The sequence below is a fragment of the Candidatus Margulisiibacteriota bacterium genome (assembly GCA_041650635.1).
In the GTDB taxonomy this organism is placed as follows: domain Bacteria; phylum Margulisbacteria; class WOR-1; order JAKLHX01; family JBAZKV01; genus JBAZKV01.
Window position 1 is genome coordinate 1 of record JBAZKV010000025.1, and the last position, 21,125, is coordinate 21,125.

Below are 21,125 nucleotides of genomic sequence, written 5' to 3' on the forward strand. Positions count from 1 at the left end.
TGCCCATATAGGAAGCTTTGTCCCGGCAAAGAGCGCCTCTGTCCCTTTGACCGACAGGATCTTTACCAGAGTAGGGGCCCTGGACGATCTCTACATGGGACAATCCACATTCATGGTGGAGATGCTGGAGACCGCCAACATCTTAAACAACGCCACAAAAGACAGTCTTGTTATCCTGGACGAAATAGGCAGAGGAACAGCTACATTCGACGGGATGTCGATAGCATGCGCCGTAGCAGAGTATATTCACAAAAAAATAGGGGCAAAGACCCTTTTTGCCACGCACTATCACGAGCTTACCTCTCTTGCGGATAAGCACAAAGGGATCAAGAACATGAACATCTCCGTAAAAGAGGACGGGGACGGCATCATTTTTCTGCACAGGATAGTTGAGGGGCCCGCGGACAAAAGCTACGGCATCCAGGTGGCAAAATTGGCTGGGCTTCCTGCCCAAGTCATCTCGCGGGCAAAAGAAGTGTACAAGACGCTCGAAATGGTGGAGAACGATTTTGGAAAATTGTGACCATGCATATTACAAAAATATGATGGCCACACAGTACCCGAACCTGAAGGTTCGGCTCCGGTTTTTCTTCCCATGGAGCCGACCTGCCCGCCATCCCGCCGAGCCGGTAAGGCTTGGCAGGCGGGCGCTTTAGCGTCGGGACATAATCCTTCATTATTTTTGATTTGCAATTACCCAAATGATATAATCCCTTTATAATTATGAGGAACAAGCTTTCCGTTGCCTTTGTCTGGCACATGCACCAGCCGTTCTATAAGGACCTTGTAACGGGTGAGTACATGTTGCCGTGGGTAAGGCTCCACGCGATAAAAGACTACTTTGACATGGCCGCCTATCTTGACGATTTTCCGCAGATAAGGTCCACTTACAATGTCGTCCCTTCGCTCCTGGCGCAGATAGAGGACTATACGGCGGGAAATGCCAGGGACAAATACCTTGAACTGTCTATCAGGCAGCCTCAGGACCTTAGCCCGGACGAAAAGGTCTTTATCCTTAAGAATTTTTTCATGGCCAACTGGGACACCATGGTAAAGCCCTATCCCAGATATGCCGATCTGCTGCTTAAAAGGGGGAGGTTCGTAACGATAGAAGAAATTGCGGAAGTGTCTAAAAGGTTCTCCAACAGGGAATTTTTTGACCTTCAGATCTGGTTCAACCTTGCCTGGTTCGGGCAGGTCCATAAGGAAAAGGACGAGACAATAAAAGGCTTGATAGCAAAAGGCAAGAATTTTTCGGAAGCGGACAAAAAAGCTCTTTTCGACAAACAGATGGACATCATGAGGCTGGTGATCCCCAAATACAGGGAACTGCAGGAAAAAGGCCAGATAGAGGTTAGCGTCACCCCGTACTATCACCCCATATTGCCGCTCCTCTGCGACAGCGAAGCGGCAAGGGGCGCTCTGCCGGGTATAATCCTTCCCAAAAAGAGTTTTAAACATCCGGAGGACGCAAAACACCAGATAGAGTCAGCCGTTGAGTTCTATGAAAAGCGCTTTGGCAGAAAACCTTCCGGGATGTGGCCCTCGGAGGGTTCCGTGTCCGAAGATATGGTCCCGCTGGTTGCCGGAGCGGGCATCAAGTGGATGGCCACTGACGAACAGATCCTGGCTGCCTCCCTGGGACGCAGGCCAAGCGCCTCCGAACTCTTTACCCCTTACACTCTAAAACGGGACGGGGGTCAGGTCTCCATCCTCTTCCGCGATCTCAGGCTCTCCGACGACCTCGGGTTCATCTATTCCAAGTGGAGCCCCAGGGACGCGGCCGCGGATGTTGTGTCAAAATTGCGCAAGATAGCGGAACTGCTTGCCTGCGAAGAAAAAAGACATCTGGTAAGCATAATCCTTGACGGCGAGAACGCGTGGGAATATTACCAGAACAACGGGAAGGATTTCTTTTACGAACTGTACGGCATGCTGTCAAACGACCCTCTGCTTGAGACGGTAAGAGTAAACGATTTTCTGGAGCAGAACGGGCCGTTCAATGACCTGAACAGGCTTTTTCCCGGCTCCTGGATAAACCACAATTTTGCCGTCTGGATAGGGCACGAGGAGGACAACAGGGCCTGGGACTTTTTGAGCAGCGCAAGAGCGGCGCTTATGGAAGCAAAGGACCCTCCCAAAGAAGCTTTTGAGGAACTCTACATAGCGGAGGGTTCTGACTGGAACTGGTGGTACGGGGATGACCATAGCTCGGACAACGACGAGGATTTTGACCATCTCTTCAGAAAACATCTGATCAACATCTATAAACTTATCGGCAGAGAACACCCGAGAGAGCTTGAAACGCCCATAAAAGCCTTTAAATCCATAAAACCGGCAAGAGAGCCTGTCTATCTGATCGATCCAAAAATTGACGGGGAAGTCACCAATTATTATGAATGGCTTTCTGCCGGGCTTTACAGCGTTGACGCAGCAAGGGGCGCCATGCACCAGTCAGAGACGATAGTCAGGAACATCTATTACGGGTTCAGCATGGAAAAACTTTTTATCAGGATAGACACATCCATAGCTCTTAACTGCTCTTCGGCCATGAAGGGTCTGTCCTTTGAAATAGACATAACCAAACCCAGGCACTGCAGGATAGTACTTTCCTGCGGAGGGGAAGGAAAGATCTGTGCCTCTTTGCTAAGGCTCTCGGAGGCCGGGATATTTGAAGAAAGCGGTCCCGTTATTGAGGTCGAGGCAAAAAAGATCGTAGAGATCGCTGCATGTTTTAAGGATCTTGGGATAGGGCCTAAAGACGAGGTCAATCTCGCCTTAACGGTAAAAAAGGAAGCCAGAGAACTGGAGCGATGGCCCAAGGGAGGCATAATAGTGTTCAACTGCCCGGATGAGGAATTTGAAGCGGAGTCGTGGTTCGTATAGCAATAGGATATGAACAAGATCAATTTTTTGTTCGCCGTACACTGCCATCAGCCCGTGGGCAATTTTGACCACGTGATCGAGGACGCATATCAAAGATCCTATCTCCCATTTATAGAGGTCCTGGAAAAATTCCCCTCCATAAGGATGACGGTCCATTATACGGGAGTGCTGCTGCAGTGGCTATCCGACAAACACCCGGAGTTCATAAAAAAAATCAGAAATATGGCAGCAAAAGGCCAGATCGAGATAATGACCGGAGGTTTTTACGAGCCGATAATCTCTATCATCCCCGACAGCGACAAGTACGGACAGATCAGGAAACAGACCCAGTTCATAAGGGATCATCTGGACTTTGAGCCAAGGGGCATGTGGCTGGCGGAAAGGGTGTGGGAACCTCATCTTCCAAAGGCCCTTTCTTGCTCTGGAGTAGAATATACCCTGCTTGACGATTATCACTTTGTAAGCTCTGGGCTGGAAGAAAAGGACCTTAACGGATACTATTCTACAGAAGAGCAGGGTTCTGCCATAAATGTGTTCCCCATAAGCAAGACCCTGCGCTATCTGATGCCGTTCCGCCTTCCCCAGGAAACTATAGACCACCTTGCATCACTGGCCTCGCCCTGCGGGACCAGAGCGGCAATAATAGGGGACGACGGGGAAAAATTCGGGGTGTGGCCCGGCACCCACAAATGGGTCTACGAGGAAAAATGGCTGGAGAAATTCTTTGCTCTGTTGGTTGACAACAGCTCTTGGATAGAGACCTTGACCTTTTCGCAGTACACGGACCGCTGCCCCGCAAAGGGAAGCATTTATCTGCCGGCGGCCTCTTACTACGAGATGATGGAGTGGGCGCTCCTGGCGGGGGCAGGCAAAAAATTTGCCCATATCCTGGGAGAGCTTAAAGGCGCTGGAAAGTTCGAGTACTACAAACAGTTCTTCAAGGGGGGCTTTTTCAGGAATTTCTTTGTCAAGTACAGCGAAAGCAACTGCATGCACAAAAAAATGCTCCTAGTGTCCAAAAAAGCCGAGAGGTCCCTCTCAGGTTTTAGCCCGGAAAAAGAAGAGATGCTTGACGAACTGTGGAAGGGGCAGTGCAACTGCCCCTACTGGCATGGCGTTTTTGGCGGGCTGTACCTCAATTATCTAAGACACGCTATCTACGAACACCTGATCAGGGCGGAGAACATGGCCGATACTTTTGCCCATCCATCCAGGAACTGGCTGCAAGCGGAAGTGCAGGAGCACCTCAAAGAGGGGGGCAAAGAGATACTTGTCAGCAGCAGGCTGCTAAACCTGTACCTTTCCCGGACCGGCGGCTGCGCCTTTGAGCTGGACTACAGGCCAAAGGCCTTTAACCTGATGAACACTCTTACAAGAAGAGAGGAAGTCTATCACAGGGACATCCTGAGAAGCCATCTGCACCAGCTGACCCTGACCGGGACCTCGGAAGGAGCTTCCAGCATACACGATGCTGTCAGGGTAAAGGAGGTAGGGCTGGAAAAACATCTCAATTATGACTGGTACCGCAGGACTTCATTTATCGACCATTTCCTTGATCCCGATACTACCATAGACCGGTTCGCGGCTTCAAAATACGGAGAGGCAGGGGACTTTGTCCTTGCACCCTACAGTCACAAAATACTCTACGGCAGAAATGACCTCAAGGTCGTCTTCACAAGAGAAGGAAAAGTCCGTTTCAAAGGAGCGTTTCGTCCCGTATTGGTAGAAAAGACCTTTACCCTCTATTCCGACAGGAGCGAGGTGGATGTATCCTGGAAAATCAAGAACCTCTCTAAAGAGCCGGTATCTCTGTGGATGGGGACAGAGGTAAACCTGTCGCTTCTGGCAGGCAATGCTCCCGACCGCTATTATGTGATAGACGGCAAGAAACCTCAGGATTGCGAGCTTGCCAGCAGGGGCATTTCGCAGCAGATATATGAGGCTGCTTTGATTGACAAATGGAGTTCATTAAGTATAATGATAGACGGAAGCGCAAGGTTCGACCTGTGGCGTTTTCCGATCGAAACTGTTTCACAGTCAGAGGGGGGCTTTGAGCGGACCTATCAGGGTTCGTGTCTGTTGATAATCAACAAATTCGAGCTTGGCGCGGAAGAGCCGGTAGAATTCTCGATAAAATTGACGGTCAAGGAAGGAGCGGCAGATGCCTGAACTTAGAAAAGACCCGATCTCGGACCGCTGGGTCATCATCTCTACGGAAAGAGGCAGAAGGCCCTCTGATTTTAAGGCGGGAGACAAGGGGAGTTCGGTTGCAGCCGAACCCAAAATGTGCCCGTTCTGCGAAGGCAACGAAAGCAAGACCCCGTCAGAAATAATAGCTGCCAGAAAGCCCGGCACGGCAAAGGACACGCCCGGCTGGCAGGTGCGCGTGATGCCCAACAAATTTCCTGCGCTTGTCATAGAGGGGGAAGTTAACAGGACAGGGATAGGGATCTTTGACATGATGAGCGGAATCGGCGCGCATGAAGTGATAGTGGAAAGCCCCAAGCACACCGAACAGATCCCCGAAATGGCGGACACTCAGGTCGAAAAGATACTCTGGGCATATAAAGAGCGCATAAGGGACCTTGAAAGGGACAAGAGGTTCAGATATGTACTGGTGTTCAAGAATTACGGAGAGGCCGCGGGAGCATCTCTTTCCCATTCACATTCTCAGCTGATAGCCACTCCCATAACGCCCAGATACATCAAGATGGAGCTCACCAATGCAAGACAATACTTTATAGAAAAGGAAAGGTGCATCTTTTGCGACCTTATCAGGCAGGAGCTGAGCTTTGGCGAAAGGATAATAGCAGAGAACGAGAATTTTGTAGCTTTTGCCCCTTTTGCATCCAGATTCCCCTTTGAAGTGTGGCTGCTGCCCAGAAAGCATTACTACGGATTTACGGAAATGAACGATGAAGAGACCAAACAATGCGCAAAAATGCTCAAGGACATCCTGATAAGGCTTAAAAAGACGCTTTACGATCCTCCTTATAACTATGTCGTCCACACGGCCCCCAATGTGGTGGCAAGAGCGGGAAGGCCTGACTACTGGGGGACTATACAGTATGACTATCACTGGCACATAGAGATAATCCCAAGGCTGACAAAAACGGCGGGCTTTGAATGGGGTACCGGACTTTATATTAATCCGACCCCGCCGGAAGAGGCCGCAAAATACCTTAGGGAGGTAATGTAAGAGTCCAGGGTACCCGGTGTGTCAGGGAAGTTAAGGGGCAAGGAGGTTTGTTATGGCAGAGAGTTCTAAGAAGAAGAGAACCGTAAAGCCAAGAGCAGCAAAGAAAACACCCAGAACGGCAAAAAAGCCGGCAAAAAAGAGGACTACTGCTAAAGGGACAGGAACCTCTTTGGCAAAACGCATTCTATCAAGGCTCAAACCCGCAGCGCTCCGGATACCGGAAGAGACGGCAAAGGAATCCCCAAAAAGAGAACATCCCGTTGCAAGCGCAGGTCCCGTCATGCAAAAAATGATGGGGAGCAGGGGATATGAGCTTCCCGAGGGATATTCGGACTGCAGAATAACCCTTCTTGTGAGAGACCCTCACTGGCTCTATGCCTATTGGGAGATACCGGATTGGAAGATCGACGAGATAAGATCTGCCATCGGGCATTATGAATTTTCAAGGTCAAAAAAGATCCTGCGCGTTTATGATGTGTCTGGTATTAATTTTACGGGGATGAACGCTAACAAGTCCTTTGACATAGAACTTAACAGCCAGGCAAAGAACTGGTATGTCAATATAGGGGAGCCCAACAGAAGCTGGTGCATAGACATCGGGTTCCTGGACCCCAGCGGAAAGTTTTATGTCGCCGCAAGATCAAATATAGTATCCACCCCCAGGGACAGCATGTCGGACGAAATAGACGAGGAATGGATGACAATAGACTGGGACAAGATCTACTCTCTTTCCGGCGGCTTTGGACTGGGGAGGTCATCCGGAGATATAAAAGAATTGCTCAAGAGAAGGCTTCATGAAGAGCTTTCGTCGGGTTTTCCGTCCAGCTTCATGCAAAAACCATCGGAAGAGAACAAAGATTTCTGGCTGGTCGCGAGCACCGAACTCATTGTTTACGGGGCAACAGAGCCTTCGGCCCAGCTTACTGTTCAGGGACTGCCCGTAAAGTTGAGAAGTGACGGCTCTTTTACGCTGAGATTTGCCCTGCCTGACGGCAGGCAGGAAATACCTATCGTCGCAAAGAACGCAAAAGGCGACATGAGGCGCTCCATTACCAAGGTTGTCGAGAAAAGAACTCAGTAATGGAAAAAGGATATCTGGCGCTGGTGCTCCACGCGCACCTTCCGTTCGTTCGCCATCCCGAACACAGTGATTTTCTTGAGGAGGACTGGCTTTTTGAGGCTATAACAGAGACCTACATTCCCCTTATCAATGTCTTTGACGGCCTTATAAGGGATGGTATTCCTTTTAAAATAACGGTTTCTCTTTCGCCCACGCTTATTGCCATGCTGAGGGACGATCTGCTGCAGCAGCGCTACATTGCCCATATGAACAGCCTTATCGAACTCTCATATAAAGAGATAGAAAGGACCAAATGGGAGCCGCAGTTCAACCATCTGGCGCACATGTACAAGGACAAGTTCGAGAACGCCAGATGGGTCTTCTGTGAAAAATACGGCCGGGACCTGACCAGGGCCTTCAAGACTTTTCTTGATTCCGGCTGCGTGGAAGTGATAACCTGCGGCGCCACTCACGGGTTTTTGCCGCTGATGGAAACCTGCAAAGAAGCCTCCCGAGCACAGATAAGAGTGGCGGCTCGTTACTTCAAGGATGTGTTCGGAAGAACTCCCGCTGGGATCTGGCTTCCGGAGTGCGGCTATTTCCCCGGCCATGACAGGTATGTTTTTGAAGAGGGGATAAGATACTTTTTTGTTGACACCCACGGCATACTTCACGGCTCTCCAAGGCCCAAATACGGTATCTTTGCGCCTGTGTACTGCAGAAGCGGCGCAGCGGCCTTTGGAAGGGACATAGAATCATCAAAAGCCGTGTGGAGCGCCAAGGAAGGTTATCCGGGTGATTATAATTACAGGGAATTCTACAGGGACATCGGCTTTGACCTTGACTTTGAGTACATGAAGCCATATATCCATTCCGACGGAATAAGGGTGAATACCGGGATCAAGTATTACCGCATCACCGGAGAAACAAACCATAAGGAGCCTTACGATAGACGCTGGGCTCTGGACAGAGCGGCAGATCACGCAGGGAATTTTATGTTCAACAGGCAAAAGCAGGTGGAACACCTGTATGACCTGCTCGGTAAAAAACCCATACTTGTTTCTCCGTATGACGCCGAACTCTTCGGCCACTGGTGGTTCGAAGGTCCCGAATGGCTTGACTTTTTGATAAGAAAGCTTGCCTGCGACCAGGACACGATAAAATTGACCACTCCGTCCCACTACCTTGACGAGAACAAGAGGAACCAGGTCATAGAGCCATCTATGAGCAGCTGGGGATATAAGGGATACAATGAGGTCTGGCTGGAGGGCAGCAACGACTGGATATACAGGCATCTGCACAAGGCCGCGGAAAGGATGATGGAGTTGGCCAATGATGCTGTGAGGTCGAATAATAATTCTCCCCAAAAAATACGAGCGCTCAACCAGGCAGCCAGAGAACTCCTTCTGGCTCAGGCCTCGGACTGGGCCTTTATCATGAAGACCGGAACTACCGTGCCTTATGCCGTAAAAAGGACCAAAGACCACATAGAAAGGTTCACAAAACTTTATGAGATGCTCAAGTCAGGCAATATTGACGAGGGATATCTGGCCGATATAGGATCAAAGGACAATCTTTTCCCCGATCTGGACTACCGGGTCTATTGTACATAGCTTATGAAAGCAGTACTCATGGCGGGCGGGATGGGCACCAGGCTCCATCCTCTTACTGTTGACAGACCCAAACCGCTGGTTCCGGTCTGCGGCAGGCCTATCATGTCGCATGTCCTTTCCTGGCTCAAAAAACACGGAGTAGAAGAGATAATAGTTCTCTTATACCACCAGCCGCAGCAGATAAAGGACTATTTCGGGGACGGGTCTTCCCACGGAGTAAAACTTTCTTATATTGAAGCAAAAGAGGACCTTGGAACGGCCGGCGCCGTAAAACTGGCCGAAGGCCTGCTCACTTCCGATTTTTTGGTGCTGAGCGCTGATGTGATCTCTGATATAGACCTGACCGCTCTTGCTGAGTTTCATAAAAAGAACGTCACTCTGGCAACAATATCTCTAACCAGGGTAAAGAACCCTCTGCAGTACGGGATAGTCATCACCGAACCCGACGGGCGTATCAAGGCTTTTCTTGAAAAACCTTCCTGGGCAGAGGTATTCAGCGACACAGTCAATACGGGGATCTATGTTCTAAAAAAGGAAGCCCTGGACCAGGTGCCATGCGGACGGTTCTTTGACTTTAGCCAGGACCTCTTTCCGAAGTTCCTTAAAGAGCACAAAAAGGTCTTCGGTTTTGTGGACAGCGGTTATTGGAAAGACATCGGCAATTTGATAGAATATAAAAACTCCCACGGCGATCTGCTTAAAGGCAAAAGCCTTTTTCCTGCGTCGCTAAGAACGGGGCCGGAGGTCCAGATAGAGAATTCCTGCATCGGTGAAGGATGCAAAATAGGGCAGGGAAGCAGGCTGGTGAATTGCGTCGTCTGGGATAATGTTGAAATAGGCAAAGAGTGTTTCCTTAAAGACGCGGTGGTGGCAAGCGGCTGTTTTATAGGCGACGGCAGCATTCTTGAAGAGGGGAGCGTGCTCGGCCGCGGCTGCAGGGTCTCTTCCGGGGTCAGGGTCCTTCCATTTGTCAAGATCTGGCCGGATAAAGAAATAGAAAAGGGCAGCACGGTGAACAAAACAGTTGTCTGGAGAGAAAAGTGGTCCAACGCGATTTTTGGCGCGTTCGGGGTCACGGGGAAATGCAATATAGAGATAACCCCCGAATTTGCCGCCAAACTGGGTTCTGCCTACGGAGCAATGCTCGGCAAGGGTTCTTCCGCTGTATGTTCCATGGACGGACACAAATCTTCAAGGATGATATACAGGGCGCTTATTGCCGGTGTCCTGTCCTCGGGGGTCAACATCTCTAATATTGAGACCGTGCCGATCCCGATCAACCGGTACTTTCTCAAATCGCTTTCATGCAATGGCGGCTTCCATGTAAGAAAGTCGCCGTTCGACAATGAAGTTATAGACATAAAGTTCTTCGACTTTGACGGTATGGACCTGTCAACTTCAAAAGAAAAAACAATAGAGCGCCTTTTCTGGGGGGAGGATTATCTGCGGGCTGCCATAGAGGAAACAGGAGAGCTCACTTTTCCCTTTTGCAGGGTGACCGAAGAATACAAAGAAGGTGTGCTTCACTACATAGACAGCAGCTGCATCAGGAAAAGGGGCTTTAAGATAGTGGTGGATTACGCCTTTGGCAGCGCCTCGCAGGTCTTTCCGACCGTGCTGGGAGAACTGGGATGCGAAACGGTTGCGATCAATTCCCATCTGGAAAAGACCAAATTGACAAAATCAAAAGAAGAATTTGACAGATACCTGAACCAGCTTTCGCAGATCGTAACCAGCCTTAAGGCGGACCTGGGCATCATGTTCGACTCCGGGGCCGAAAAGGTCTTTATCGTTGACGAAAAAGGTAAGATACTGGAGGGGCAGACAGCCCTTGCTTTTGTCACCGCTCTGGTACTGATATCCGACACACCAAAAACGATAGCCGTACCGGTAAATGCCAGCTTCGCTGTTGATGACCTGGCAAAAAATTCCGGAACAAAGGTAATAAGGACAAAAACATCCATTAGGGCGATGATGGAAGGGGCGATGTCAGGAGGCGTCGGCTTTTTGGGCGAACCCGTGGGAGGCTATATCTTTCCGGGCTTTAAACCCTATTTTGATGCGATGCTTGCAACAGCAAAGATACTGGAACTGCTTGCAAGATCCGGAAAGAAGGCTTCGCAGATCACGGATTCCCTGCCGAGGACCTGTTTCCGAAAAGAAAAACTTAACTGCGAGAACGAATCCAAGGGCAGCGTCATCAGAAAGCTCGTGGAATCAAGCAGCGGCTCGCAAACTGACCTGACCGACGGATTCAAGGTTATTTTTGACGAGGGCTGGGCTCTGGTGCATGCCCATCCCGACAAGCCGGAACTTCACATAACGGCGGAGGCAAATGATCCCGTGTCCTGCGACAGGATCTTTGACGACTTAAGCCGTGAGGTCAGAAAAATGCTGGGGCAGAAACAATGAAGGTCCTGTTCGTTTCTTCAGAAATGGTGCCGTTCTGCAAGACAGGAGGCCTTGCGGATGTGGCTGGTTCGCTCCCAAAGGCGGTCAAAGCGCTTGGACATGACATAAGGGCGATGATCCCAAAGTACAAGATGGTGGATGACGGACACTTCAGGTTAAAAACGCTTTTTGAAGGGATACCCGTCCTGGTCGGCGACAGCATCGAATACGCTGCTGTCTATGAAACAAAATTGCCCGGCTCCGGCGTAACGGTCTATCTGATCGGCAGTGAAAAGTATTTTGACAGGGAGGGGCTTTATCAGGAGAACGGCAGGGATTATCCGGACAATGCGCAGAGGTTCGTATTTTTCTGCAAGGCGGTCCTGGCCGCCCTAAAGAAACTCGGCTGGGAACCGCATGTTATCCATCTTAACGACTGGCAGACGGCCCTGATAGCCGCCTACATAAAAACCGTCGGTTCCGAAGATCCGTTCTTTAGAACGGTGGCCACCGTCTATTCGGTACACAATATGGGCTACCTGGGACTTTTTAACGCTGACACGATGCTGCTCACGGGGCTGTCCTGGCAGTATTATACTCCCGACACTCTTGAGTTCTGGAACAATGTCAGTTATGCAAAGGCGGGTTTTGTTTTTGCCGATGTCATCAATACGGTCAGCCCCACTTATGCCAGAGAGATACAGACCCCCGAGTTCGGCTGCGGACTTGAGGGACTGGTTAAGAAAAGAGGCTCTGATGTCTATGGGATACTCAACGGGATAGACAATGAACTGTGGGACCCATCCAGGGACACCAAGATAGCAAAGACATATTCTTCCTCCAATCTCAGGGGGAAAGCCGTGAACAAGGCCGCCCTTCGCAAGGCCAATGATCTGGAAAACCGCAAAGACTCCCCAATTATCGGCATAATTTCGCGGCTTGCGGACCAGAAAGGCCTGGACATACTTTCGCAGGCCCTTCCTGATATAATGGAAATGGGTTTTCAGTTCGTGGCGCTGGGCGCGGGAGACCCCTCGTATCAGGACCTTTTCAGGTCTTTTTCGGAAAGATACAAAGGGAAGTTCTCCGCCAATATCGGGTTCAATTCGGCGCTTGCACAGCTTATCTATGCAGGAAGCGACCTGTTCATCATGCCGTCCCGGTATGAGCCCTGCGGGCTCGGACAGCTTATCAGCTTTAAATACGGAACGATACCGATAGTGAGAAAGACCGGCGGGCTGGCTGACACCGTGTTCAATTATGACCTTAAGTCCGAAGATGGGGACGGGTTCGTTTTTGAGGAGTACTCTTCGAAGCCGCTGGCAGAGGCAGCTTCAAGGGCATATGCGGCCTACAAGGACAGGAAAAAGTGGGGCAGGTTGGTAAAGAAGGTCATGTGCTACGATTTTTCCTGGGATATCTCGGCCAAGAAGTACATAGCGCTCTACAAAAAGGCTATAGAAAAAGTGCTTTCTTTTAGACAGGCCCCGGCGCAGTAAGGAGAAAAGATGTCAGGACATTCAAAGTGGTCTACAATTAAAAGGGCCAAAGGCAAGACCGACCAGTTAAGAGGAAAACTCTTCTCCAAACTTGCAAGGGAGATCACGGTAGCCGCAAAACTCGGGGGAGGGGATCTTTCGGGCAATGCCAGGCTCCGCCTGGTAGTGGACAAGGCCAAAGAGGCCAACATGCCGCGCGACAACATCCAGAGGGCCATTGACAGGGGAACAGGAGCCATCGAAAGCGCCGCCCTGGAGGAACTTTCATACGAAGGCTACGGCCCGGCAGGCGCTGCGGTAATAGCCGATGTGATGACGGACAACAAGAACAGGACGCAGGGAGAGATCCAGTTCATCTTTACAAAGAACGGCGGCAATATGGGGAAAGCCGGCTGCGTGTCCTGGCAGTTCGCCAAATACGGGGTTATTACGGCAGAAAAATCAAAAGTTGACGCCGAACAGCTGATGGCAGAGGCTATCGAGGCAGGAGCCGAAGACATAACCGAAGAAGATTCAACCCTGGAGGTCAGGACCAAACCGGAAAACTTTGAAGCTGTGCTCAAGGCGCTGAAAGAGAAAAAGTTCGAACTCTCCTCCTCTGAGATCACGCTTGTGCCCAACACCACGATAGCCGTTTCAGGGGAAGAAGCAAAAAAACTGTTAAAACTGGTGAATGCGCTGGAAGAGCACGATGATGTGCAGAATGTTTACTCTAATTTTGATGTTCCGGATGAGATAGCATCAGAAATACAGTAGAAATACGGTAGAAATTCATTGAAACACATTGCAGACCTTCATGTTCATACGGTATCGTCCGGCCATGCGTATAACACGATATACGAGTATGCTCAGCAGGCAAAGAAAAAAGGCCTTAAATACATTGCCATGACGGACCACGGCCCCGCTATGGGAGGGGCTCCCCACGAGTACCACTTTGCCAATCTGCACAGCCTCCCGCAAAAGATCAGGAATGTACGCATACTTAAAGGCATCGAGGCCAACATCATAAACACCGAAGGGGCTCTGGACCTTGACGAGCAGTATCTTAAGGAACTGGAAGTGGTGATCGCCTCTTTTCACATACGGGTAGGTTATGACGGGCGTGATGAAAGGACCAACACCGATACCCTCCTAAAGGTTATAAGCAACCCTTATGTGAGGATATTGGGACATACAGGAAATCCTCAGTTCAAAATAGACATCCCGACCATAGTTGAAGCCTGCAAAAAGCACGGGGTACTTATCGAAATAAACAATTCGAGTTTTTCCGGGATGATAAGGCAGGGAAGTTACGACAGGTGCATAGAAATAGCGCGTCAGGTCAAAAAGATAGGCTGGAAGGTCTGCTTTGGATCTGACTCCCATTGCATAGATACCCTGGGCATCTTCAAAAAATCTGAGGAAGTTGCAAAAAAAGCGGGACTTTTGCCATCCGATATTATTAATACTTCAACAGAGATGATAGAGAGATATTTGATAGGCCCCCGAGCCTGAGCTCTCGACTCCTCTCGGGACAAGAGGTTCGAACCCCATTAAGTTTCGGGATGATTATTTGATTTTCCTCTGGACAGAAAAGAAACTCGTTAAGGGCTCCGCCCTTAACAATCCCGCGATTGCCGTAAGCTCCTCCAGGCGCATATCGAGTCCTCATACGGACTCGTTTAGTATCGAATGTTTAGAGTCTTTCCTAATATTCTTTCTTTGTGTCGTCGCCCGGAACGGCAATCGCCATTATCTATGAGTTCTTTAAGCAATATAGGCTATGCAGGAATATTAGTATCTTGGTTGCTCAAGCGCCGTTGGAACCGAGCGAGCTTGCTGAAGGGTGCGAGCGAGGGAATTACGGCGCTTGCGGGGGAGCTGGGGGCAGAGCCCCCGCGAGTTTCTTTTGCTACTTTTCTTGCCGATGCAAGAAAAGTAGAAGAAGAATGCCCGGAAAGGGTGTCAAAATTTGTGATCTGCAATTTGCAGCTTGTCATTCCGTTATATAATAGACATATATGCCCGACCCAAGCAAAATAGTCATCCGCGGTGCAAGAACGCACAATCTTAAGAACATCGACCTTGAGATCCCCAGGAACAAGCTCGTCGTACTTACGGGGCTTTCCGGCTCCGGAAAATCATCACTTGCTATCGACACCTTGTACGCGGAGGGGCAGAGGCGTTATGTTGAATCCCTTTCTGCCTATGCAAGGCAGTTCCTTGAGCAAATGCAGAAGCCTGATGTGGATTCCATAGACGGTCTTTCTCCTGCCATCTCTATAGAGCAGAAAGCCCCCAGCAGGAACCCCAGGTCCACCGTGGGCACGGTTACAGAACTGTATGATTTTTTGCGCCTTTTGTACGCAAGCATAGGAACGCCTTACTGCTACAAATGCGGAAAAAAGATAGAAAAACAGAGCGCTTCCCAGATAACAGACAACATAATAAAGCACTTCGGCAAAAAAAAGATAATGGTACTGTCACCCGTCACCTCCGGAAAAAAAGGCGAGCACAGGGACCTTATTGAGTCTCTTAAAAAGGAAGGGTTTGTAAGGATAAGGGTGGACGGGACCGTATTTGAGATAGGGCAGGACCCCAAGCTTGACAAAAAAAAGAAACATTCGATAGAGGTGGTGGTGGACCGCCTGTCTTGCGGCAGCCAGGCCAGGGGAAGGCTGTTCGAATCCGTTGAGACGGCGCTAAAACTGGGCAGGGGAAGCGTTCTGATAGCAGAAGGCAAGAACACTCCGGTCATCTACAGCGAGAACTTTGCCTGCGCTGCCTGCGGCATAAGCCTGGGGGAGATAAGCCCCAGGATCTTTTCTTTTAACAACCCTTACGGGGCCTGCCCAAACTGCACGGGGCTGGGCTCTCTTTTAATGTTCGACCCGGACCTTGTCATCCCGGACAGAACTCTATCTATAAACGAAGGGGCGATCGAGCCGTGGAAATCCGGAGCTCCCTATTACATGCACAAACTGGAGGCCCTGGCCAAAAAAATGAAGTTCAGCCTGGACACCCCCGTCAAGGACCTGACAAAGGAGCAGTTGGATACCATCCTCAACGGCACCGGCGGTGAAAAGATGAAGTTCAGATACACCTATTCCGGAGGATATTCGGAATATGAAGATGATTACGAAGGGGTCCTTAATCATCTGGACAGAAGATATAAAGAAACGGATTCTGAAAATGTGAGGTTCTACCTGTACAGGTTCATGAGCCCGGTGGTCTGCAAAGAATGCGGCGGGGCAAGGTTGAAGCCGGAAAGCCTATCGGTAAAAATCAACGGGCTGTCCATAGCGGACGCGTCCTCTCTATCAATAGAAAAACTGGGAGATTTTATCAAAGGACTTAATCTTTCAAAGACCCAGCTGGACATCTCAAGACAGATACTAAAAGAGATAAACGCAAGGCTAAAGTTCCTCTCAAATGTCGGACTCGATTATCTGACGCTGAACCGGCAGTCCTGGACCCTGTCGGGAGGAGAGGCCCAGAGAACGCGCCTTGCAACTCAGATAGGTTCAGGCCTTGTCGGGGTCATGTACATACTTGATGAGCCAAGCGTCGGGCTCCACCAGAGGGACAACGAACGGCTTATAAACACGCTCAAGGACCTGCGCGACCTTGGGAATACGGTCATTGTAGTTGAACACGATGAAGAGATCATGAAAGCATGCGACCATATAATTGACATCGGCCCCGGAGCCGGTGTTCACGGCGGCAGAGTGGTGTCACAGGGCAGCCCTCAGGAGGTCTCAAGTGACGCCTCTTCCGTGACGGGAAAATATCTGAGCGGCAGGGAAAGCATTAGAGTCCCTGACAAGAGAAGAAAAGGCAGCGGGAAAACCATCACCATAAAGGCAGCCGCTCACCACAACCTTAAAAAAATAGATATCAGCATACCGCTTTCCACCTTTACCGCTGTCACCGGGGTATCTGGTTCAGGCAAAAGCTCTCTCATAAACGAGGTCCTTTACCGTGAACTGGCAAGACAGCTTTATAGGTCCACCGAAAAGCCCGGAAAGTTCTCCTCAATACACGGCATAGACAACATCGACAAGGTAATAATAATTGACCAGTCCCCGATCGGGCGCACCCCCAGGTCCAATCCGGCCACCTATACAAAAGCCTTTGACCACATAAGAGACCTTTTCTCCATGACGGAAGAAGCCAGGGTAAGAGGCTATCAGAAAGGCAGGTTCTCCTTTAATGTCAAAGGCGGCAGATGCGAGACCTGCGGCGGAGGCGGCCTGATAAAAATAGAAATGCACTTTCTGCCTGATGTCTATATCCCCTGTGAGGAATGCAAGGGGAAAAGGTATAACCCCGAAACTCTGGAGGTCAAATTCAAGGGCAGGAGCATAGCCGAGGTCCTGGACATGACTGTGGAAGAAGCTTATAACCTTTTCGAAAAGATCCCCAGGGTAAGCCACATACTTCGGACCCTTATGGATGTCGGGCTTTCATATATCCATCTGGGACAGGCAGCGACAACGCTGTCCGGAGGAGAGGCTCAGAGGATAAAGCTTTCGGCCGAACTGTCTCACAGAAGCACAGGCAGGACTTTATATATACTGGATGAGCCGACCACCGGCCTTCACTTTGATGACATAAAAAAGCTGCTGGAGGTGCTTCAGAGGCTTGTGGATGCAGGCAACACGGTGGTCGTTATTGAACATAATCTTGATGTAATAAAGTCGGCTGACCATCTGATAGACCTTGGGCCCGAGGGAGGAGATAAGGGAGGTTATCTGGTGGCACAGGGAACGCCCGAGGTGGTAAGTTCCTGTAAAAAGAGTTATACTGGTCAATATTTGGCCAGATCCCTATATATAAGGAGGTGAAGCATGAGCGAAGTAAAACCGCTTAAAGAATACGGCCACATCGAAAAGAACAAGGACACGCATTTTATCCTCACCAGTTCGGAATGGCGCGGCAATGTATATATCGATCTCAGAGAGTATTATCAGATGCCTGAGGCCAAAGCAGACTGGCTGCCCACAAAAAAAGGCATTAGGTTCAAAAAGGAAATGCTGGGGGATATCTTAAAGCTCCTGGAAAAAGCAAAGGAAGATTAAGCCAAAGATGGCCGAAGACAGGTTACCGCCGCAGGACCTCAACGCGGAGCAGTCGGTTGTCGGCTGCATGTTGCTTGACAAGAACGCGATCATCCGCGTCGTTGAGATGCTGCGCCCCGATAGTTTTTACCGCGACGCGCACAGATATATTTTTGAAGCCATCCTGAACCTCTTTGACAAGAATGAACCCGTCGATATCGTTACCGTGACCGCAGAGCTCAGAAAGACGGACAGGCTGGACTCCGTCGGCGGCAGCGTATACATTTCGGACCTGTTGAACTGCGTGCCAACGGCGGCCAATGTGGAATATTATGCAAAGATAGTCGCCGAAAAGGCCGTTCTAAGGCGCCTGATAGAAGCGGGCACAAAGATAGTTGCGGAAGCCTTTGAGGACCCTGAGAATGTTGACGCCGTTCTGGACGATGCCGAAAAGAGCATCTTTGAGATAGCCCTTAAGAGGTCCAGACAGGGATTTCAAAAGATCGACGCTCTTTTGAAATCGGTGCTCAACAAGATAGACCAGCTCTACGGCAAAAAAGAATCTCTGATCGGGATACCGACAGGATATCCAGACCTGGATAGTATGACCGGAGGCCTGCAAAACTCCGAACTAATAATAATCGCCGCAAGACCTTCGGTAGGAAAAACCGCTCTGGCGCTCAACATTGCGCAGAATGTGGCAGTTAAGCATAAACTACCGGTGGCTATTTTTAGTCTTGAGATGTCCAAGGAAGCGCTTGCCCAGAGGCTGCTCTGCAGCGAGTCCGAGGTGGACGCGCAAAAATTAAGAGCACAGACCCTTTCGGACGCCGGCTGGAAAAGGCTGACAAGGGCCATAGGAAGGCTTTCGGAGGCCTCTATCTGGATAGACGATACCGCAGCGATCTCCGCCACTGAGATAAGGGCAAAAGCAAGAAGGATGAAGATAGAAAGAGGCCTTTCGCTGGTGATAATAGACTACATGCAGCTGATCCAGGCCAGGTTCAGGTCGGAGAACCGCGTCCAGGAAATGTCCGAGATAGCAAGGGCGCTCAAGACCATGGCAAGGGAGCTGGATGTGCCGGTGATAGCGCTTTCGCAGCTCTCAAGGGCTGTCGAACAGCGGCAGGTAAGGATCCCCAGGCTTTCGGACCTTAGGGAATCAGGAGAGATAGAGCAGACGGCCGACCTGGTGCTGTTCATCCACAGGGACGACTACAATAACCCTAATTCGGAAAAAGCCAACACAGCCGAAATAATAATCGCAAAACAAAGGAACGGCCCCACAGGCTCGGTCGACCTGGTGTTCAGGAAAGAATACACCAAGTTCGAAAGTAAATCCCAGTATAATGACGCTGCATAGAACTGCGCTGGCGGCTCTGGCGTTGTGGCCGCTTCTTTTGTTCTCCCAGGCTCTTTGCCAGGACACCGGCGTTTCGCTTACCGGAGACGACATATTTTACCGGAAGGAACAGGGACTGGTAGAGGCTCGCGGCTCGGTAGAGGCTTCCTACAAGGATATAAAGGTTCTTTCTAACCACCTGATCTATTATTCAAAAGATGGCAGGATAGTAGCTCCCGAGGACTTCACCTTTGAGAGGCAGGATGTTGTGCTCAAGGGTAAGGACCTTGATTACAACATTAAAAGCAAAGAGGGCAGGGCGGCCAGCGTTTCTATGGTGCTCAAAGGCAACTGGATCTCAGGAAAGGATGTTATTATCAAGCCGGAGGAGATATCCTTAAGCGACGCTTCTTTTTCCACCTGCGGGCTCAAAGAACCCCATTACAAGTTCACCGCTCAAAATCTCAGCCTTTATCCGAAACAGGGATGGATAGTTATATACATGGGGGTCCTGTGGGTCAAAGGTTTTCCGATAGCGCCTGTCCCTACCTATGTTTATGATATGACTTCGGTACCCGGCTTCGCTTCAAAAAACAAGGTCCCACTGCCTGAATTCGGAGTGGACCCTGATGACGGGGCGTATTTAAAGCAAAAACTATTTTGGAGGTTGTCTGGATTCAGCTACGGCATGGCACAGGTGGATTACGCGACCAAAAAGGGACTGGGGCTGGGTTTTGAAGGAAATTATGTTGTGGACCGCTCCAACCAGGGCAACATCAGGATACACGGCCTTAATGCCGACGGCTACTGGGGAGGCATTACTCATTCGTTATTTTTCGGCAGCGATATAAAGTATGAAGAGTCGAAGACCTTTTTGTACCAGCTGCTAGAATTCCTTCCCAGAAAAAAATATGAACTCCGCACCGAGGTCTCCTACAGGGAAAGGGTCAATTACGAAAAGGTCAGCCTCCTTCCCAAGGTGTCCTTAAGGTACGACGACCTTCCTTTCTCCTTCCTGGAGCTGCGTCCCAGCGTTGAGATAAGCCTGGCCGGGGTTTCCGAAGAAAGCACGGGGGTCGGCGTTTTTGAGGGCACTTTTAAAAGTTCCGTTAACTATTTTCACGAATTGCCCAGGGGGTTCTGGGCAGATCTTGCAGCCTCCGTTGATTACAGGGGGTATGACTCCTCTTCCAGATGGCTTAGGCTTGATGGCAGTATAGATATCTTCAAACCCGTGAACGACCGGCTGGACGCGGGTATCGGCTACGGGCACCTTTTCATAAACGACGGGGCCAGCCCTTACCGCTTTGAAAGATACAGGTTCTTTCCTTACGATGATGTAAGAGGCAACCTCCGTTACAAGAACGGGCCTTTTAAGGCAGGGGTCTTTATTTCCTACAATGTTCCTGTTTTAACGCCGCGGGAAATAGACTATAATGCAACTATGGAGCTGCATTGTTTTGATGTTACGCTCCTTTACAGGGCAATGAGGGGTGAATTTTCCGTGGGGTTGAACCTGGTATCAAAATAAGGGAGGCTCAAATGAAGAAGGGGTTCTTTATCAGTTTTGAAGGCACCGAAGGCTGCGGAAAATCTACGCACGCGGCCCTGCTGCATTCCTATCTTAAAAGTCTAGGCAAAAAATCGGTCCTCACCCTTGAGCCAGGTTCCACAAAGATCGGCAAAGAGGTACGGAAGCTGCTGCTTTCTACGGAAGAGCCGCTGGCAAAGAACGCGGAGCTCTTTCTTTTTGCCTGCGACAGGTCACAGCATGTTGAGCAAGTGATAGCGCCGGCGCTCAACGACGGCGCCGTTGTTATCTGCGACAGGTTCACGGATTCAACCCTTGCCTACCAGATAGGAGGCCGCAAACTTCCCGAAGAACTGGTCAGATATGTCAATGCGGTCTCTTCCTGCGGCCTGATACCGGACCTGACATTTCTGCTTGATGTTTCTCCCATGGTGGGACTTCCGAGAGCCATCGGGGTGTCCAGTCTGGGCAAAGGTAAAGTGAAAAAGATAGACCGATTCGAAAAAGAAAAGATAGCCTTTCACGACGAGGTAAGGGCCTTTTACCTTGAAACGGCAAAGAACGA

The 21,125-nt window shown here is 50.0% G+C and carries 15 protein-coding genes; all 15 read left to right on the plus strand.

The window, feature by feature from the left end:
* Positions 1-523: DNA mismatch repair protein MutS (locus tag WC490_06945; protein MFA5098338.1), on the plus strand; the 523-nt coding region annotated here is incomplete at its 5' end.
* 200 nt (positions 524-723) lie between these two features.
* A complete protein-coding gene (locus tag WC490_06950) occupies positions 724-2,886 on the plus strand; it encodes a glycoside hydrolase family 57 protein (GenBank protein MFA5098339.1) in 2,163 nt (720 codons plus the stop codon).
* Between the two features lie 9 nt (positions 2,887-2,895).
* Positions 2,896-5,055 (plus strand): alpha-amylase/4-alpha-glucanotransferase domain-containing protein, encoded by a 2,160-nt coding sequence (locus tag WC490_06955; protein ID MFA5098340.1) that lies wholly within the window; start codon positions 2,896-2,898, stop codon positions 5,053-5,055.
* A complete protein-coding gene (gene galT, locus WC490_06960; GenBank protein MFA5098341.1) occupies positions 5,048-6,085 on the plus strand; it encodes a galactose-1-phosphate uridylyltransferase in 1,038 nt (345 codons plus the stop codon). The genes WC490_06955 and galT overlap by 8 nt, the downstream gene beginning before the upstream one ends.
* Positions 6,086-6,137: 52 nt before the next feature.
* Positions 6,138-7,166, plus strand: a complete 1,029-nt coding sequence (locus WC490_06965; protein MFA5098342.1) for a DUF4912 domain-containing protein — start codon at positions 6,138-6,140, stop codon at positions 7,164-7,166.
* On the plus strand, positions 7,166-8,758 hold the full coding sequence (locus WC490_06970) for a 1,4-alpha-glucan branching protein domain-containing protein (GenBank protein ID MFA5098343.1): 1,593 nt from the start codon (positions 7,166-7,168) through the stop codon (positions 8,756-8,758). The genes WC490_06965 and WC490_06970 overlap by 1 nt, the downstream gene beginning before the upstream one ends.
* A gap of 3 nt (positions 8,759-8,761) precedes the next feature.
* Positions 8,762-11,170, plus strand: a complete 2,409-nt coding sequence (locus WC490_06975) for a sugar phosphate nucleotidyltransferase (protein MFA5098344.1) — start codon at positions 8,762-8,764, stop codon at positions 11,168-11,170.
* A complete protein-coding gene (glgA, locus tag WC490_06980) occupies positions 11,167-12,648 on the plus strand; it encodes a glycogen synthase GlgA (GenBank protein MFA5098345.1) in 1,482 nt (493 codons plus the stop codon). Before WC490_06975 ends, glgA begins: the two co-directional genes overlap by 4 nt.
* A gap of 9 nt (positions 12,649-12,657) precedes the next feature.
* Positions 12,658-13,404: a YebC/PmpR family DNA-binding transcriptional regulator gene (locus WC490_06985; GenBank protein ID MFA5098346.1), complete on the plus strand. Its 747-nt coding sequence runs from the start codon at positions 12,658-12,660 to the stop codon at positions 13,402-13,404.
* Between the two features lie 18 nt (positions 13,405-13,422).
* Positions 13,423-14,142 (plus strand): PHP domain-containing protein, encoded by a 720-nt coding sequence (locus tag WC490_06990; protein ID MFA5098347.1) that lies wholly within the window; start codon positions 13,423-13,425, stop codon positions 14,140-14,142.
* A gap of 506 nt (positions 14,143-14,648) precedes the next feature.
* Positions 14,649-17,474 carry an excinuclease ABC subunit UvrA gene (uvrA, locus tag WC490_06995; protein ID MFA5098348.1) on the plus strand — a complete coding sequence of 942 codons (2,826 nt, stop codon included), beginning with the start codon at positions 14,649-14,651 and terminating at the stop codon, positions 17,472-17,474.
* 3 nt (positions 17,475-17,477) lie between these two features.
* Positions 17,478-17,708, plus strand: coding sequence for a transcriptional coactivator p15/PC4 family protein (locus WC490_07000; GenBank protein ID MFA5098349.1), 231 nt, complete (start codon positions 17,478-17,480; stop codon positions 17,706-17,708).
* 7 nt (positions 17,709-17,715) lie between these two features.
* The gene (dnaB, locus tag WC490_07005) at positions 17,716-19,050 is read left to right on the plus strand and encodes a replicative DNA helicase (GenBank protein MFA5098350.1); all 1,335 of its coding nucleotides are present in this window, start codon (positions 17,716-17,718) and stop codon (positions 19,048-19,050) included.
* Entirely contained in the window at positions 19,037-20,560 is a 1,524-nt protein-coding gene (locus WC490_07010) for a hypothetical protein (GenBank protein ID MFA5098351.1), read from the plus strand. Before dnaB ends, WC490_07010 begins: the two co-directional genes overlap by 14 nt.
* Positions 20,561-20,571: 11 nt before the next feature.
* Positions 20,572-21,125: dTMP kinase (gene tmk, locus WC490_07015; protein MFA5098352.1), on the plus strand; the 554-nt coding region annotated here is incomplete at its 3' end.